Origin of the sequence: Mucilaginibacter terrae (assembly GCF_042679325.1) — a bacterium.
Taxonomy (GTDB): Bacteria; Bacteroidota; Bacteroidia; order Sphingobacteriales; family Sphingobacteriaceae; genus Mucilaginibacter; species Mucilaginibacter terrae.
Genome location: NZ_JBHTMJ010000012.1, coordinates 382,573 through 401,434 on the forward strand (window position 1 = coordinate 382,573; position 18,862 = coordinate 401,434).

General features: G+C 40.0%; 7 protein-coding genes. All 7 read right to left on the reverse strand.

The genetic code is table 11. The features are described from left to right. Window positions 1-2: 2 nt before the first annotated feature. A complete protein-coding gene (locus tag ACFQ3S_RS13540) occupies window positions 3-1,793 on the reverse strand; it encodes a glycoside hydrolase family 9 protein (RefSeq protein ID WP_377165292.1) in 1,791 nt (596 codons plus the stop codon). 204 nt (window positions 1,794-1,997) lie between these two features. Further along, on the reverse strand, window positions 1,998-3,737 hold the full coding sequence (locus ACFQ3S_RS13545; protein WP_377165294.1) for a RagB/SusD family nutrient uptake outer membrane protein: 1,740 nt from the start codon (window positions 3,735-3,737) through the stop codon (window positions 1,998-2,000). Window positions 3,738-3,745: 8 nt separating this feature from the next. Next, window positions 3,746-6,967, reverse strand: coding sequence for a SusC/RagA family TonB-linked outer membrane protein (locus tag ACFQ3S_RS13550; protein WP_377165296.1), 3,222 nt, complete (start codon window positions 6,965-6,967; stop codon window positions 3,746-3,748). 19 nt (window positions 6,968-6,986) lie between these two features. Continuing rightward, entirely contained in the window at window positions 6,987-8,723 is a 1,737-nt protein-coding gene (locus ACFQ3S_RS13555; protein WP_377165298.1) for a RagB/SusD family nutrient uptake outer membrane protein, read from the reverse strand. 14 nt (window positions 8,724-8,737) lie between these two features. Beyond that, window positions 8,738-11,611 carry a SusC/RagA family TonB-linked outer membrane protein gene (locus ACFQ3S_RS13560; RefSeq protein WP_377165300.1) on the reverse strand — a complete coding sequence of 958 codons (2,874 nt, stop codon included), beginning with the start codon at window positions 11,609-11,611 and terminating at the stop codon, window positions 8,738-8,740. Window positions 11,612-12,384: 773 nt separating this feature from the next. Then, window positions 12,385-16,500 (reverse strand): hybrid sensor histidine kinase/response regulator transcription factor, encoded by a 4,116-nt coding sequence (locus tag ACFQ3S_RS13565; RefSeq protein ID WP_377165302.1) that lies wholly within the window; start codon window positions 16,498-16,500, stop codon window positions 12,385-12,387. Window positions 16,501-16,681: 181 nt separating this feature from the next. Next, window positions 16,682-18,673 (reverse strand): glycoside hydrolase family 97 protein, encoded by a 1,992-nt coding sequence (locus ACFQ3S_RS13570; RefSeq protein ID WP_377165304.1) that lies wholly within the window; start codon window positions 18,671-18,673, stop codon window positions 16,682-16,684. Between the last annotated feature and the right edge of the window lie 189 nt (window positions 18,674-18,862).

Here is an 18,862-nt window from a genome sequence, read left to right on the forward strand (position 1 = left end):
TACTATTGTTTTTTATTTTGTTGAACAGATATTTTTTGTTGCAGGGCTTCCACCGCATTAACCAAATAAACCAAGGGTGCATTCCAGTTAATAGCTATCTCATTAGTTGCAAACGATCTTTCATCATCTATGTAAGCCTCATCGGGTATAATGCTAACCAGTTTTACGCCATCTTGCTCACCTGGGTTAGGCCCCCCTACCAGTAAACCGGGTATAGGGTTGGTTACACCATCGGCAGCCGACGGGCGATGATGCGGATGCATGGGTGTTTTGCTGCCCACGCCTGTAACATAAGAATAGCCGGAGGCATTTCTTCCTAATAAATAATCGAGATTGCTTAACGCGTATTTAAGATATGTGGCATCTTTTGAAATTTGATAAGCCTGTATAAGTGCAACGCCCTGGTTACCTGCATTTGAGTTACTGCCCCATCCAAAATCACGTTTGTTTTTACCCATTACAGTAAGGTAGGCGCTTGTATCTGCGTTACGTTTTAAATCGTTGGCGAGGTTGATAATCTTTAATTTAAGCTTTTGCACATCTTGTTTGGCAGCAGAAGATAATGCGGATTCGTTTCTGATGAGTGAATAGTAAGCCAGCATACGAACATTTGCCCAGGAAGGCAGAGAAACCCTTTCATCGGTATTAATTTTTATTACATCGTAATAAGAGGTGTTGCCTGTAGTGATATATAACTCTGAAGCTGCCCATGTAAATTCATCATCATAATTATTATCACCGTAACCGCCTGTTGATACACCAGGCTTAAATTTAGTATTCATTTTTGCCTGATTATATACCGAATCGGGGTATTGACGTGCCCATTCCCACGCTTTTTTTGAAGCGTTAATGCAAGAATCGGCCAGACCAGGGTAACTTTTCGAATATTTTTTTAACAAACGGCTTGCCTGTGCCGTAACTGCCGAAAAATCTAATGTTGCAGCCGTTCCCTTTTGCACCACGTAACGGGGTGCTTTGGTTACCTGGGGCATAACCATACCATCAAAATTGGCATTGGTTAATTTATTATATACTCCGCCGTCATTAGGGTCTTGCATGGTCAGCATCCAGCGCAAGTTCCAGGTAAGTTCATCAAGCACGTCGGGTACCTCATTGTTACTTTCAGGAATATTGGTGTGCAGCTTTTTGATGTAATCAGGAAAATCTTCGCACAATGCCAGCATGGTTCCCATAGTAACTCCACTATTTACCATGTATTTATTGTAATCGCCGGCATCGTACCAGCCGCGGGCCGCATATATAATGGTGCCTGCAGGCCTTTTCGGCGTAGCTGCAGACGGATGTACAAGTACTTGATCATCGGGGTGGCCTGCGGCACGGCTCCATATACCGGCATATTGAACAGGCAGGGCCGTTGAAGCACGCTGGTAATAATAGGCTTTAACAGAGGCAACTGCGAGGTTATGATAAACAAATGCTTGAATAGCGAACGGAAAGGAGTTTCCTAAACCTTTTATAGCAATAACGTATTGCCCCGGCTTATTAAATAATGAAAAATCAGCAATTAAGGTCTCTTTGCCATTTAGAGCCGGGTTAACAGATTTTACAAGTTTACCTTCGTACACGGTTTTTTGGTCCTTTAAGCCTATAATCTGGTAATCGGCAAATTCCGTTTTGGTAACAATGGCTATTTTAGGGGTATTGGGGTAAAATCCTAACTGGTTAAGCCTTATATTTTGTGTTGCTACGTTAACAGAATCATTTTGAGCATACGCAGTAAAATGACTACACCATACAGTAAGTAGTATGGTATAAGCCGGTTTTTTAATCATTTTTATAAATACTAACATGTACTAAGTTACTCTTGTATTGCTATAATTTATCCTTGCCTCGTTTATAAATATGTACTGCCAGGCCGGGGAGGCCTGGCTTTATGTACAAACCATTATAAATATGTGAGGAGGTTCTTTAATCAATTTTATTATGGGTTTTATTCTGTGGTTATTAGGTTAAGCTAACTATCCAGAGAACAAGTTTTACCATCCTGGATTTTGCAGCATTGCCGGTGCCCTTCTTATTTCACTGGCAGGTATTGGCAGCAGGTAATTGCGTTCATTAAAAGTATGTAAGAACAGCGAGTTAATTATTTCGTACCTATACCCTGTTGGATACTGGGCACTTACATCAACTTTGGTAGGCCTCATTAGTTTATTGAAACCATTGAACACCGTTGTAGCAATTTTCCAGCGGCGTGCATCGTCCCATCGTGTGCTTTCGTACATGAGTTCTATATGCCTTTCGTTACGTACAAATTGTCTCATTTCTTCCTGGCTCATGTTAGGTTTCATGCCAAAATCGTTGCTGGAACTAATGCCGGCACGTTCACGTATTAAACGAAGCGCCGGATAGGCTAATGCGGTTTGGCCCGTTTCGTTTATAGCCTCTGCATAGTTCAGCAATATTTCGGCATAGCGAATGATACCCCATCCCCTTACCGTGGTTCCGGGCCCATCGGCACTTAAATTTTCATCGAGCATTTTACGGCTGAAATAACCGGATGGCCCCGCTGCTGCCGTACTTTGCGTAAAACCATCAGTAGGTGCTCCTACATAGGTAAAAACAGGTATTTTCGTATTTGTTGATCGGGAAAAATAAGGCGCACCGTTATAAATTATGGAGTAATAAAATCTGGGGTCGCGGTCTGTGTACGGGTTTTGAGGGTTGTAGCCCGATGTAGGATCTGTTATGGCTTTACCACTCTTCATGGGGAAAGCATCAACCAGTGTTTGAGTTGGCGTACCATTTCTGGAACCATTACCACGGCTAACAGGCAAGTAAAACTGTTCCCAATCGCGGTTAGGAATTCTATTGTAAAAAAAGATATATTCGGTATTTACCCGCTTTAAAAACACATTATAAAACCCAAAACCCGGCGAAACATTGTTTTCCAAATTTAATGAATAGGTTCCTGAATTGATTACAGCTAATGCTGCATCGGCAGCAGCTTGCCAGCGAGCTACGCTGTATGTGGGGTAACCTGCCAATGCTGAACGTTGTGCACTTGTAGGGTTTGGAAAAGCATTGCCATTAAACAAAGGGCTGGCTGCATACAATAACAACCTTGATTTTACTGCCATGGCCGCTCCCTTAGTTACCCTGCCATGATCGTTATCTCTAAATTCAACAGGTAATTCTGCAGCCGCATTATCCAGTTCTTTAACAAGGTAGCTTACCGACTCTTCAAAAGTGCTGCGGGGAACGTTGATCTCCTCATCGGCAGTGTACACCTTGTCATTTATAATAGGAATGCCACCAAAATTAATCAGCAAATTATAGTAGAACCAGGCACGTAAAAAACGGGCTTCGGCAGCTACGCGCTTTTGTGTTGCCGGCTTTAGCGGCGTTGTTGGTAATTTACTTATTAACAGATTAGTACGCCTGATGTTATCCCAAGGCACTTGCCAAAAATCAAAAAACGGAAACGAATCGGCATTATAGCTTGAAGTATATAAAATAAGGGGGCGGCGGGCGGTATTAAGCAGGTTAAATTCCGAGTCGTCTGTGGCTTGTTCCTGCCCGCCATTTTCCCAGCGTGTTTTTACAAATGCAAAGCCTTCATCTTCGTATATACGGGTTAAAAAAGCCATGGTGCGCACACTATCTGTAAAAACCGTTTGCTCTGTTAAAGCATTGTTGGATTTATCATCCAGGAAACTGGACTTTTTGCACGAGGCAAAAAGTACCAGGATTATTGCAATGACGATGATATTTTTCATTGTTGTATTTAGTTAAATGATACACTTAAACCGATATTGTAGATACGTTGCGGCGGATAGGTTTGCCTGTCGGTGTTATTAGTTGCTTCAGGGTCTAAAGAATATAATTTAAATGCTTTGGACCAGGTAACCAGGTTATTGCCACTGAAATAGATGCGTGCGCCCTGTAAGCCTACCTTTTTGGTTAAACGGTTAGGTAAATTATAGCTTATTTCGGCAGTTCGCAGTCGTAAATAATCGCCGCGTATGCTCCAGAAAGTAGAGGCATTTCCCGGATCGCTGATAGAACGCAGCGAACTTAATAAAGGATATTTGGCATTATCGCCTAACTCCGGTGTCCATGATTGCTGGTGAACAGCAGACAAGTTGGATGAAAATGCACGGATTGATTCTTCGTAACCACGTAAGTTAAATTCGGTAGCGCCCTGAAAGAGCGTGCTTACACTGATGCTTTTATAGTTAAAGCCCAACTGAAAACCAAACGTGTTTACAGGTACGTTGTTAAGCTCGGGTGCTACCTTGTCTTTATCATCGATCAGGTTATCGCCGTTTAAATCGGCATACTTCGTATCGCCGGGCCTGGTTAAAAAGGCCGATTTAGGACTATTAGCTACATCTGCAGCATCTTTGTAAAAACCTATAAACTGAAATTGCCTTTCATTATTAACCAAATCGGGGTTAATAGGCTTACCGGTAAGCGCCTGCCAAGGATATTCAAAAGCCACCTCATCAATAAAATCTACCCTGCTTTTAACCTTGGAGAAGGTGCCTCTCAGGTTATAAGAAAAGTCTTTACCTATAGCATCTCTGAAATTCAATTCAAATTCGAGGCCTCTGCGGCTTGTTTTTCCAATATTTAAAGGCGGCAAAAGCTGCCCCAATATAGCGGGTACTCTTTGACGGGAAATAAACTGATCGTAACGGTTGTACTTAAAATAATCAACCGAACCCGTTAGCTTACTATTAAATAAAGAAAAATCGACACCTAAGTCTAATTGTTTCTCTTTATCCCAGGTTATATCTTTGTTAGAGAGCTGACCTTCCTGTAAACCAGTAAGGTATGGAAGTGATGCATTATGGGTTTCGCCAAAGGAAGCACCAAGGGCCTGGCCTGGCTGGCCCGAATATATGCCGTTATTAGGCGCATAAGTTTGATTATACAGGTAAAGCTGTCCGCCTCCAAATCTATCCGATCCTACGAGGCCGTATGATGCCCTGAACTTTAGCTGGTTAACCAATTTTATATTGTTTTTGAAGAATGATTCTTCGGCAATATTGTAAGCAAGTGATGCTGCCGGAAATAAGCCGAAGGTTTTATCGCCCGTGAAACGATTGGTGCCATTGTAAGCACCGCTAAACTGTACAATATATTTAGACTTATAATCGTACCCGCCCCTAAACGTAGTACCGATGGTATTTTCGGGGATAAAGTTATAATTGGCATAGTTAACATTGGTGGTGGCTAAACCGCGGGAATAACTGTTTAGGCTGTAAAGCAATAAACCAGATAAATGATGATCTTTAAATGTACGGTCGTAAGTTAAAAAAGCTTGTGCCACTACCCTTCTTTGAGTGCCCGAATTAGGGCCGTTAGGATTGTAGTTGGTTCCTAATCTTTCTAAACGAAATACATCGGTAAAAGCCAGGTCGTACCTTTCGGGCGTGTTGCTTGTAGCCGGAACATAGATATAAGAAGGCAGGTTGGTTCTTGTTAAACCTCTGGATGCCGTGTAGTTACTGGTATAGGAAATAGTTCCTTTTGCACTCAACCCGGGTGTAATAAAGCCTAATTTTTGGGTGGCCGATGTGGTAAGTACCATGTTGTTTTCATTATTGCGGTTATAACCATCTAATGATAAGCGCTGAATGATGTTTGGTGTTACATAACCGGTTAATGATTTCTGATAATTACTGTAACCCCAGCTACCATTAGGGTTTTTAATAGGATAAGCATACGGCGCAAGCGCTAAGTAACTGCCGTATTCGGAAAATATGTCGTTTTTGTTACCATTTGTTGAATTGTAAAAAACCGATGGTGTGTTTATTTCTCCTATATTTCCGTAAGCATCAATACTCAGGCTTAAATTCTTGTTCACATTAATATCCAGGTTGGACCGGTAATTATAACGGCGGTTATAAAAATTACCATCGTATCCCTGATCGGCACTGTAATCGCGCGTGTTACCGCCCTGGTTAAGGTAGCTTAACGATATAAAGTATTTTATTTTATCGGTACCGCCGCTCACATCAAACGTTGCGCGGTATTGCTTTGCATAATCTTTAAACAGCTCTTTTTTCCAGTCAACATTAGGATGTCCGTAAGGATCTTGCCCGTTTTGAAAAAGCGCCAGGTCCTGGTCGCTCCAGGTTGGTTTAAAGTTAGGGTTTGGGCTTACAGAATACTTATTGTCATTAGCATCGGCCAGGTTTCTTAACAAGGCCGTGTTGTAGGAATCGAGGTAGGTTGGCAGTATGGTAAAATTAGAAATACCAAAGTCGGTTCGTAGCGAAATACGCGGCTTTCCTATTTTACCACGACGGGTAGTTACCACCACAACACCGTTTCCCCCTTTAATACCATAAACGGCGGTTTGTGAGGCATCTTTCAAAACCGTAACGGATTCTACCTCATTAGGATCTATGCGGGCAAACTGCTCATAAGTGTACTCAATATCATCAACAATAATAAGGGGGGCATCCTGTCCGTTTAAAGAACCCTGTCCTCTTACCAAAAAGGCGGCACCATCTTGCCCGGGCTGGCCCGAACGTTGCTGCGATATAAAACCGGTTACCCTACCGGCCAAAGTATTTTGTAAACTTGCCGATGGGTTTTCGCGTATTTGATTACCCGAAACAGCACTTTGGGAACCGGTAAAAGTTAGTTTCTTTTGCGTTCCGTAACCTACTACTACCACATCACTTAAATCTTGCGTACTGGCTAAAAGAGTTATATCAATGGTAGCCTGGCCGTTAACGCTTATTTCCTTGGTTACATAACCAAGCGCTTTAACAACAATGGTATTACTGCTGCCCCTGAGGGTAACTACGTAGGCTCCATTAGCATTGGTGGATGCACCATTGCTTAAAAGGCCCTTTTCTTGTATGGTTACGCCTGCAAGCGGTCCTTTGTCATCCCTAACAACTCCTCTTACCTGTTTTGTTTGGGCACTTGACACAAGCCCAACAAAACATAGCACAAGCGTTATACTATAAAATATAAATTTTTTCATTGTGTACAGTTTAATGTTCTTACCATCCAAAATTTTGAACCAGATTAGCATTTCTTACCGTCTCATCGTAAGGAAGCGGCAGGTGGTAAAGCCGGTCTTGAAACGTGATGGTTGTTAGTGGAATTACCTGGTAAGACAAGCTTGCATCAGGGTTTTTTGTAATCTTTATTGCCGATAGTGTTTTGTTAAGTACTGTATTTGCTGTTTTCCAGCGACGCAGATCCCAAAAACGTTGCTCTTCAAATGAAAGCTCTATGCGTCGTTCGTTACGTATCAGCTCGCGCATTTCATCCTGGTTTATACCCACCTTTATACCATAGCGGCCATCGCCCACTAAGATACCCGCGCGCCTTCTGAGTAAAATAATTTGCTGAACAGCTAATTCGGTATTACCGCTGCTTATTTCATTTAATGCCTCGGCATAGTTCAAAATAATTTCGGCATACCTGAAATATACAAAATTGTGGCTTTGGGTTGAATAGGCCGTACTATTTGTAAAATCGCCTAAAAATTTACGTAAATAATAACCCGTGCGGGTTTGATTGCCCGATGTGTTGTTAGGTTTATCTCTGCCGCCTTCAAAGGTTTCTACGGCCCGGTTTAACCATCTCGATCCGTTGTAAAATACCGTTGCATCAAACCGAGGATCGCGGTTGGCATAAGGATTTGCCGCATCAAAACCCCTGTCGTTTGTTGGCGTTCTTAAATCGGTAGAAATAGGTTTACCATTAATGGTTGTAAAAGCGTCTACAAAATCCTGCGTTGGATTGGTACGGCCTGCGCTTGCGGTCGAACCGCCATTGTAGCCTACAGGTGAGTTTAAATTCTCCAGATCGGAGGTGTTAACTATTTGTTTGGCCAAAATTACCTCGATATTTTTTTTATTGATGAATACCGACCGGTAACCTGCCGTACCCGACTGAACTAAGCCGTAGTAGGCCGGTAAGGCAGCAAATTCGGTATAAGCATCAATAACTTTTTGCCAGCGGGTGGCATCGGCCGTAGGGTAACCGGTTAAGGCTTTGAGGGTAGCATCGGCTTCAACACCGCCACCGTTAAACAACGGGCTGGCGGCATACAAATACAGCCTGCATTTTAATGCTATTGCCGCACCCTTTACAATTCGCCCTACGTTAACATCGGCAATGTTATCCAGATATAGAAAATCTTTTATGGCCGTGCATTCGCTGGCTATATAATCAACACACTGTGCATAGGTGTTACGCGGCAGCTGCAGGTTATCATCCAGTGTAAATACTTTATCGCCTATGAGCGGTATGCCTCCGTAGCGTTTTAATAACTCAAAGTATAAAAATGCCCTTATAAAGCGCGCTTCGGCCTTAAAACCCAGCGTACGGTTAGGGTTGGCAGCAGGTACGGGGATCTTATCAATATTTGCTAAAAAAATATTAACCTGCCTTATACCATTGTAACTGTTACCGAAATAGGCATCGGGGTTATTACCCACACTAATTACGCCATTGGTGTAGTAAGATATAGGCGAATTACTTATAATTGATACGGCATCATCTGTTGCCACATCCAAAAAATCGCCGCTTATACGGTTAAACCCTGTAGGTAAAAAATTGTATAACCCGTTTAAGAACCGCTGTGCTAATACAGCATTCTGATCTTGCGGATCAAAAGTGAGGTCGTAGGTATATAAGTCGCGTGGCTGATCTTCCGTTTTTTTACACGAAGGCAAAACCGCCACGGCAAACATATAGGTCATAAATATCCAAATAGTCTTTTTCATAATTATTAAAATAATTAGAGTTTTACATTAACACCCAGATTAATAAGCCTTTGTATAGGGTATAATCCGTTATAATTTTCAGGGTCTCGCCCGCCTTTGAGTTGGGTGAGGGTTACCAGGTTGGTACCGGTTGCAAAAACCCTTAACGATTTCAGCTTTACAGCATTGGCATAGCGCATAGGCAATGTAAACCCTACCTGTACGGTTTTAAGCCTTATATAATCGGCCTTACGATACCAGTACGAAGAAAACAACTGGTTATTTACATTAGTACCAATACTTAACCTGGGGTAAGTTGCCGTTGCGGCAGTAGCTGGTGTAAACCTGCCCAACTGCTCTTCATAAGCCTGGCCTAAACCATTGTTTTGAAACTCCCAGTAACTGTTGCCGTTAAGGTATATGCTATAATTAGCTACCCCCTGAATAAGGGCGCTAAAATCAACGAATTTATAGGTAAAACCCAGATCGGCCCCGTAAGTAATTAACGGACCTTTTGGCCCAATAGTAGTTTGATCGAACCGGTCGATAACCCTATCGCCGTTCAAATCTTTATACTTAATATCGCCAGGCTGTACGGCGTAGCCTAAAACGGTAGCCACTCCATTTTGCGCCGCATTATTAATATCGGCTTGCGATTGAAAGAGCCCTTCTGCCTGGTAGCCAAATGCTTGCCCTACTTTTTGCCCGGTGCGCTGCATCCATGGGTAACGTTGGGTGGGCTCATCAATGTAAAGCACTTTGGATTGTTGTGTACCTGCATTTGCAGCTATATAATAGGAAAAATCATTATTAACCGGTTGCTGCCACGACAGTTGAAGATCAAACCCTGTAAAGCGGTAGCGCCCAATATTTTCGTTAGGGTAAAAGTTACCAATTAGTGCGGTATTTCGGCCACGTTGAGTTAATACATCCGAAAATTGGTTATTGTAGTAATCAATGGTAAAGCCGAGCCTGTTATTAGCGGTAGAGCCTTGCAGGCTTACGTTAAATTTATTCGCCTTTTCAAAAGTTATATTGGGGTTGGCCAGCGTTGACTCTGCCAGGGTTTGATTAGCAGCCGCGCCTGTACCAAAATAAGCACTCGCCCCATCAAATATCCGTTGGGTAAAAACGAAGTAACCAGGATTGTCATTACCGGTTTTGCCATAGTTAGCAGATAATTTTAAACTATTAAGCCAGCTATTATCTTTCAAAAAATCTTCTTTGGCAATGTTCCATCCTAAACCTACAACCGGAAATAAACCAAACTTATACTGGCTGCCGGTGCCGTAATAATTAGAACCATTGTAGCTAAGCGCAAACTCTGCCAAATACTTTTCTTTATAACTATATGATGCGCGGCTTGCAAAGCCCGCAATATTGTAAGCAATGTTGCCTCCGTACACGTTATTATCGCTGTTAGCGAGTAATACCGCTTGAAAATTATGGATGCCACTAAATGTACGGTTGTAACCAAGCGATGCTTCCAGGTAGCTTTGCCTGCCCTGCCCCTGATTGGGTAAGCCGCTAATATTGCTGATAGTGTTGGTGTTCAGCTGATCGGTTTGTGTAACCAGTGCGTTACCATAACTTTCTACACCGCCTGTAACCAAACGCTGAAAAGTAACCACGGGTTTACTACGGTTAATAACTTCATTTAAGTTTGATGCATAAGACACTACACCTTTTATATACAATCCCGGTGTTAGCTCATTTAATGTGCGTTTAACATAAAAATCGGCCAATATATCGCGTACATAAGTTTGAAGATAGCCCGAATTTGTGGCCTGCCCCTGAATGTTATTGATAAATGAAGGCGTTCCGGCAAAACTTCCGTTAGGATTTAAAACCGGGTATGCATTATTAGGCGTTGTTAAAAACGAGTTAAAGATATTTGATGTAGTTGCACCAGGCTCGTTCAAATTATATATACGCCCGAACAAATGTATGCCACCCGTTAACTTAGGCGTAATATTGAGATCGATATTAGAACGAATGAGGTAACTGCTGAGATAGCTATTGGTATTGTAACTGTTTACACTGTTTGTTTTAAATAAACCATCCTGAAACAAATGCTCTAATGTTGCAAAATAACGCACATTATTGCTTCCGCCAGTTACGTTGAGGGTGTAACGGTTGAGTTGAGCACTTGATTTTAATACTTGCTTACGCCAATCAATATCAGGATGCCCATAGGGATCTGTTTGGTTTTGAAATAATTGCAAATCATTGGCACTATACCTTAACCTTTGATCAAAAGTAGGAATAGCTCTTACTTCATTATCAATAGCTTCGTTACGCAGCGTTGCATAATCAAATGCATTAAGCGTTTTGGGCATGCTTACCGGTCGCTGAAAAGCTGTTTGCGCCGTAAAGGATATAATTTGTTTATTAGCCGTGCCTTGCCTGGTGGTTATTAAAATTGCACCATTTGCTCCCCTAACACCCAGTAACGCGGTAGACATGGCGTCTTTAAGCACCGTTACCGATTCAATTTCTTCCAAATCAATATAGGTAAGCGGGCGGGGTATGCCATCTACCAATATTAGCGGTGTTCTGCCGCGCAGCGTAAGTGAAACCGCATCCAAACCTGGCTGACCAGAATTTTGTTGGGTATATAAACCTGCAAACCTGCCGGTAAGCGCATTTAATACGTTAACAACCGGTTGTTTAATAAGGCTGGGCGTGTACACAGCTTGTGTGCTTGCCGTTGTATTATTAGGAGTAACTATGTTGCCAAACGGCAAATTTACTTTGTTTTTTATCAGCGAATCAACATTGGCGGCCGAAACACTGTCACGGGCAGTACTGCTTGTAGCTTTATTGGTTTGCGCCTTGGCACCTAAAGCTGCTATACAAATACTGGTAGTGGTCAGAAATAATTTTTTTAGTAAAATTCTATTTCTCATACATACGTTTAATTAGGTTTAAAAGTGGTTAATGCCGATAACTCGGGCAGTATGTAAAAAGGGGACTTCCTGAATATCTTCTCTTTAATCAGGCCGTTCATTTTTCAAATCGGTATATTTTTAATCTTTCTCATAAAAATTATTGGTTAGTGTTTGTTGTTTTATTGTGTGTAAGAACTCAGCCTGCTTGTAAGCAAATTTTGAATAGATGCATCTATCCCAGCATTACTGTCCAGCGATTTTGTTCCATATTTAACGGTGTTGCGTAATAACCTTTCCGTAAAAAAGAGGTAGGTACATCGGCACAATTACTATGTAAAATTTTCAAACAAGATGCCCGATTATAAAAGTGGCCGGCTTATTTAAATACTGGGATCTTTAAATAGCTTGTATGCATCGGGAAGTAAAAAGTAGAACATAAGGTTCCTAATTAAAGGCATTAATATTGCCTTTTGAACAAGTAAAGTTTTAATCATACAATACAAATTTGGTTTGTAGTTATACTACAATAATTGGTTAAACAGGCTTTAACAGGTAACGAATATTAGTAGCTAATTATAAAATATTACTACTAAACCTGATAGCCGAAGTAAACCTACACTAATGCAGGTAATGCGTTGTATATAAATAGGGTCACAAATGTTAACTATCACAATAAACTGATTATCAGTATAATATAATATTATACTGATAACATATACACTTTGCATATATTATATTAATTGCTTAACAATTGTACAGGTAAACAATAACCTAAAACGCATTTGAAATTATTAAACAGCTGTTGTGTTATTGGCAACGTAGGTGGAGGGTAATATGCCAAACTCGGCTTTGAATGATTTAGTAAAATATTTCTGACTTTTAAAGCCAACTTTATAACAAACTTGAGATACTGTGAGATAATCATTACTTAAAAGCTGGGCAGCTCTTTTTAACCTTACCGAACGAATAAGTTCAACCGGACTCTTACCCGTTAAAGCCAAACACTTTTTGTATAGCGTAACCCGGCTCATGTACATTTCACTGCTCAATTCTTCAACAGAGAACTCGGTATTGGAAATATTTTGTTCAATTACCTGTAATGCCTTTTGAACAAATTTTTCATCGGGAGATTCTAAAACTATTTCAGTTGGGTTTAATTCAACCTGTTTTTTGTAAGTGCTGCGCATGAGCTCTTGCTGCAATAGGATGTTTTTAAGCTTTGAGAGAAGTATTTCAAAATTAAATGGCTTGGTTAAATAATCACTTGCACCCGTTTCGAGGCCCATCAGGTGCTGCTCCTCGCCAGCTAATGCCGTGAGCAATATAACCGGTATATGGTTGGTACGGCTATCGTTCTTCAATTTTCTGCATAAATCCGTGCCGCTCATTTCGGGCATGCTTATGTCGCTAATAATTAAACTCGGATGCAAAGCCAGGGCCTTTTGCCAGCCTTCTTTTCCATTAATGGCATCAACAACATGAAAATGCTCCTTTAAATTATCCTTTAAATAGAACCTGAAATCGTCATTATCTTCAACAATTAATATGGATTGTTTTCTACCCGAAATCCTGTTATCGGCAGATGCAGTTGTTTTTGTTGTATGAATTAAAGTTGTTTCAATACTATTTTGGACTGTTGTTTGGTTATCAGTTTCTACAGGTAAAGTAATTATAAAGCAGGTACCTTCATTCAATTCGCTTTCTACCATAATTTCACCATTATGCAGTTTTACAAACTCTTTTGTAATGGCTAACCCAATACCACTTCCCTGATTTACCATTGACCCGGGAACTTCATGCTGGAAAAACCTTTCAAAGATCCGCTCTCTTTTCTCAGATGGAATACCTATTCCGGTATCTATTACTTTAATATTTAACAGGTTGTTGCCCTGGCTGCATTGCTGTAAATTAAGAAGTACGCTTATATGGCCATGCTCGGGGGTAAACTTAAACGCGTTAGATAATAAGTTGAACAAAATGCGCTCAATTTTATCATGATCAAATTGGGTAATTAATGAATCAGTATCCGAATCAAACACAAAACTGATATTCTTTTTTTCGGCAATATCGTTAAATGAAAAACACACGTCTTCCATAAATTTAATTATATCACCACTCTTAACCTGTAGTTTCAGTTCCTCAACTTCCATTTTTCTGAAATCTAAAAGTTGATTTACCATGTTAAGTAACCGGCGCGCGTTACGGTTAATTAATTGCAGTTGCTGCTTACAATCGTTATTTTCGGCTTGCTTTAAAAGCTTTTCTACGGGTGACAGTATAAGTGATAGCGGCGTGCGGAACTCGTGACTTACGTTGGTAAAGAATTTTATCTTCATCATATCGAGCTCATGTAAACGGTGTGCTTGTTCACGCTCCTGCTCAATAGCGAATTCTTCCTTAATTTTTTGTATTCCGCGACGCCTGATTAAAAACAAGGTGGTAGCAAATGCCAGAAAATAGATAAGGTAAGCTAAAGTGGTTTTCCAGAAAGGAGGTGTAATAATAATATCCAAATTCAGCTCCTCTCCTGTTACCGCATCATTGTTGGTGGCTACAATTTTAAATTTGTATTGGCCGGCATCTAAATTGGTATAAGTTACTTTTCTTAGTTTATTATCGCCGCTTATCCAGTTTTTGTCAAAACCCTGCAGCATATACCTGATCTTTACTTTATCAGGATTAAAAAAATCTAATGCTGTAAATGCTATTGAAAATACGTTTTCATTATACTTTAATGAAATTTGCCTGGTATTAGCAATGGTACTATCTAATATAACATGGCCGTTAATTTGCTGTTGAGGGCTAACCGCCTTATTAAATAGCTGTAATTCGGTTAATATAATTTTAGGTTTATTGCCGGGTGTAACTATATTTTGGGGGTAAAAAATATTAAAACCATTGGCGCCACCAAAAATCAGTTCTCCTTTACGAGTTTTATAGGATGCACCTTCATTAAACTCCAGGCCTTGCAAACCATCAATTTCATCATAATTTACAAATTTGTAAGCAAACTTTTTTTTGTTTGCAGTTACAATAATATTTGATAACCCATTAGTGGTACTTGCCCATATATTATGCTCATCATCTTCTAATACATCAAGGATATTATTTTCAGGTAAACCGTCATCTTTTCTGAAATTAGTAAATATACCGGTATTAGGGTTAAGCATGCTCAAACCCTCGCGTGTAGGTATCCAAATTAATCCCCGACTATCTACTATTAAAGATCTGATGTCGTTACTTAATAAATGTCCATCATGTTTATTTCCTTGTTCGTAGTGTATAATTTTTCCGGTAGATTTCTTGATAACATCCAGCCCGTGTGATGTTCCGATCCACAGATTTTTATTTTTATCTTCTATAATAGAGGAAACATAATCTGAATGGATTGAATTTTTAATATTGCGCCGGTAATGATAAAATATGTTTTTCCCTTCATCAAAATAGTTTAACCCACCGGCAAGTGTACCCACCCACAAACGTTGCGACGAATCTTCCATAATTTCCCACACACGGTCATCAGAAATACTGTTAGGGTCGGCCTCGTTATGTTTATAGTGCTTGAAAGATTGACCATCAAAACAATCTAACCCTCCAAAATAGCTACCGATCCATAACCGCTGCAGATGATCAATACACAAACTAACAATTACATCGTTACCAATGGTGTTGGTATTGGTTGAGCTATGCTTAAACTGGCGGTAAGTGTTTGCTTGGCGGTCAAAATAAATCAGCCCCACTCCGTTGGTACCAATCCAAAGGTTTCCCTTCTTGTCTTCTACAAACCTGTTTACATCATTATAGGGCAGGCTTCTGTTATCGGAAAGGTTATGATGAATGAGCGGAAACTTAATGATGTTTTTATGATAGTAATTAATACCCTTTTTAAAAGTGCCCGACCATATAATTCCTAAATTATCTTTATAAACGTTAACTATGCTGTTTTGCGACAAACTCTTACTATCATTTTCCAGGTTGGTGAGATACTGAACGGTCATATCTTTTTTATTCAGCAGGTTAATACCGCCATGGTCGGTAGCAATCCAGATCAGCCCTTCGTTATCCTGCACAATTGAATTTATCACATCGGAATTTAACCGCCCGACGCTCGACTTTTTGCAAAAATGAGTTAATAATTGTTTGGAAGGATTGAATAAATAGATACCGTTCTCCGCACTTTGCGAATAGATCCATACGTCATCTTCATTATCAATATAAGTATTGTAATAGGTAAGCTTTTCGTAAGCATTACCAGCTACATTTAAATGAAAAAGTACTTTATTAAGCACGGGATTAAACATTTCTAACATCCCGTTATTGTGCATAAGCCACAAGTTTGATTTGGAATCGGTTGTTATACTTTCTATGGGTTCACTACCTATATTTTGTGAGGTGTTTTTATTACGGTAAAAGTGTTTGACTTTATTGGCTATTGGATTGTATAGATAAATATGGTTGCTATTACTTAATAATATTAAATTTTGCTCCCTGCCTTTGTAAACGTCTTTGAGTGATAGGTTTTTGGGGATGGCCGAATTTTGAATGTCATTAACAATATTACTGGTAAATCTTTCGGTGCGTGGGTCAAAAATGCAGAAACCGGTTTTAGTTTTAACCCATATCTTGTGATTAGGCCCCTCAATAATATTATAAATGTAATCATCAATTAAGGAAGTACTATCGCCAATAATATGTCTGAAACATTTAAATTCCAAGCCATCAAAACGGTTTAAGCCAGCAACTGTGCCAAACCACATAAAGCCCTTACTATCTTTTAATATGGCTGTAACATGGTTGTTTGACAAACCATTACTGATAGAAAGGTGGGAAAACTGGTATTGATTATGTTGCGCTGATACCAATAAGGGTATAAGCCCGGTTAAAAACACAAACAAAAATTTCTTCACACGAAGGGGCATATACATTGTACTATAGGTACTATTTAATATAATTGGTTAATTGCAGCGTATTAACCCTGGTTCATTTGGTTAATATATGCTGTAAAACTAAGCATAAACTATGATGGCCTTAACGCTTAATAATCAAATTAAAACAAGTTTTTAAATACCCGGAATTTGATAAAAAACTTTAGCGTACCGCTTTAACTTTAGCAGCCCAGCCCCCGCCACCGGCCATACTGATCACAAAAGGTGCACGAGTGTTTGTTATTTTAATGGTTTGCTTTTTATAATCGGTTGGATCGCGGTTGGCGTTTACACCATCCTGAAATAGCTCGGCCTCAAATGTTCCGCTTCCTAAAAACGATAAATCGAGCGTAACCATTTTATCATTCCAATTAGAGATTGCTCCTATATACCAGGTGTTATCTTTTTTGCGTGCTACAGCAGCATACTCGCCAATTTTACTCTTTAATGCCACTGTTTGGTCAAATACCGTAGGAATACTGGCTATAAAATCGGTGCTTTCCTGCTCTTTCATGTAAGCGGTTGGGTTATCGTACAGCATTTGCAACGGTGCCTCGTAAACAATGTACATGGCTAACTGGTGGCACCGAGTTCCCTGGCTCATGGGCAAGGAATTGCTGGGACGAAAATTATTTTTGGAAGCGTTACGCATAGCACCCGGCGTATAGTCCATAGGCCCGGCCACCATTCTAATAAACGGAATAGTAGTCTCGTAACGGGGCATGTCATCATTAGGTGTCCATTTCGCATTTTCCATACCCTTAACACCTTCAAAATTAATAACGTTAGGGTAAGTGCGCTGCACTCCTGTAGGTTTATATATGCCATGTAAATCAATCAATAAATGATGATTTGCAGCGCTTTGTGCTATGTTGTAAACCGATTGTACCATCTTTTGATCGTCGCGATCTAAAAAGTCTATTTTAAAACCTTTAATACCCATTTCGGCGTATTGGGTAAACGCTTGATCCATAACCTGGTTTAAGGCATACAAGGATGCCCATAAAATTATGCCCACATTTTTTTCACGGCCGTAATCAACAATTTCCTTTAGGTTTATCTTAGGCGATATTTTAGTCATATCGGCACTATTGCTCCAGCCTTCATCCATTATAATATATTCCAGCTTATTAGCAGCTGCAAAATCAATGTAATACTTATAGGTTGGTGTGTTTACCCCGGCCTCAAAATCAACTTTGGTAACATTCCAGTTATTCCACCAGTCCCAGGCTACTTTACCGGGTTTAATCCACGATGAATTGGCGATACGCGATGGTGCCGACAGCTTTTGCACCATATCATTATCAATCAGTTCTTTATCCTGAGTACTAATAACTACCGCGCGCCAGGGTAAACTTCTTGTACCGTTAATACGGGCAATATAGTTAGCGCGCTTACGCACCACGTAATTGTAATTGTTAAAACCACCTGGTTCTTCTTTCAAAGGATAAGGTGCAAAGGCCGCCTGTAAAGCGTTAGGTGTATTTTTTGATTTCATTAAAAACATACCAGGGTAATTTTCCAGATCTGCTTCTAAAATTACAGCCTTTTTTCCCTCTCCTACTTCTATCAACTGGGGTAAAAATGTTAAGGTGTCTGTTTTTATTTGCGATAAACGCCCTACTTCGTATAACGACTCAAAAGGCACCATATACTTATCATTGTTCCTCAGGTCTCTGATATAAGGAATATAAGCTTTATAATCATTGTTAAAGTTAAAGGATGCCTCTTCGTTGCTAATCACCACTTCTCCTTTACGCTTCAAAAAAAACCGGTAAGCGGCACCATCGTTATAAACCCGCACCAACATTCCATAGTTACCTTTACAGGTAACGCTTAGTTGATTATAGTTATCAGTAACCACCTGCCTTTTATAAAAGCTGGTATTAAATGTGGTATTTACTTTAGTTGTTTTTACCTGTGTAACTTTAGCGCTGCGGCCCAAAATTTCGCCTGTATTTAAGGTTAATGCCATGGCAGACGGCGCTATAACTACAGTGTTCTGGTGCTTTACAGACCAGGTAATGCGATCACCTACCTGCAAGGTAACTTCTACTAATCCGTCTGGCGATTTAACCTGTAAAACCTGGGCCTTTAATTGCTTTACCAAACCGGTTAATATGGCTAACACAACCAGTATGTACTTGATTTTCATATAAGAAAAATATAATTGCTTCCTCAACATCCACTTACGTACTGTGAGCGGTTTAATAATTGGCTTAAAATTAACTGCACTGCTTACAAACTGTAAGGTTAGTATAAATGAATACTCCTATAACTTATACCCGAAGATTTATAGGGCAAAAATGATTTATAATTGGATGCGTTTGTAAAATTAAGAGCA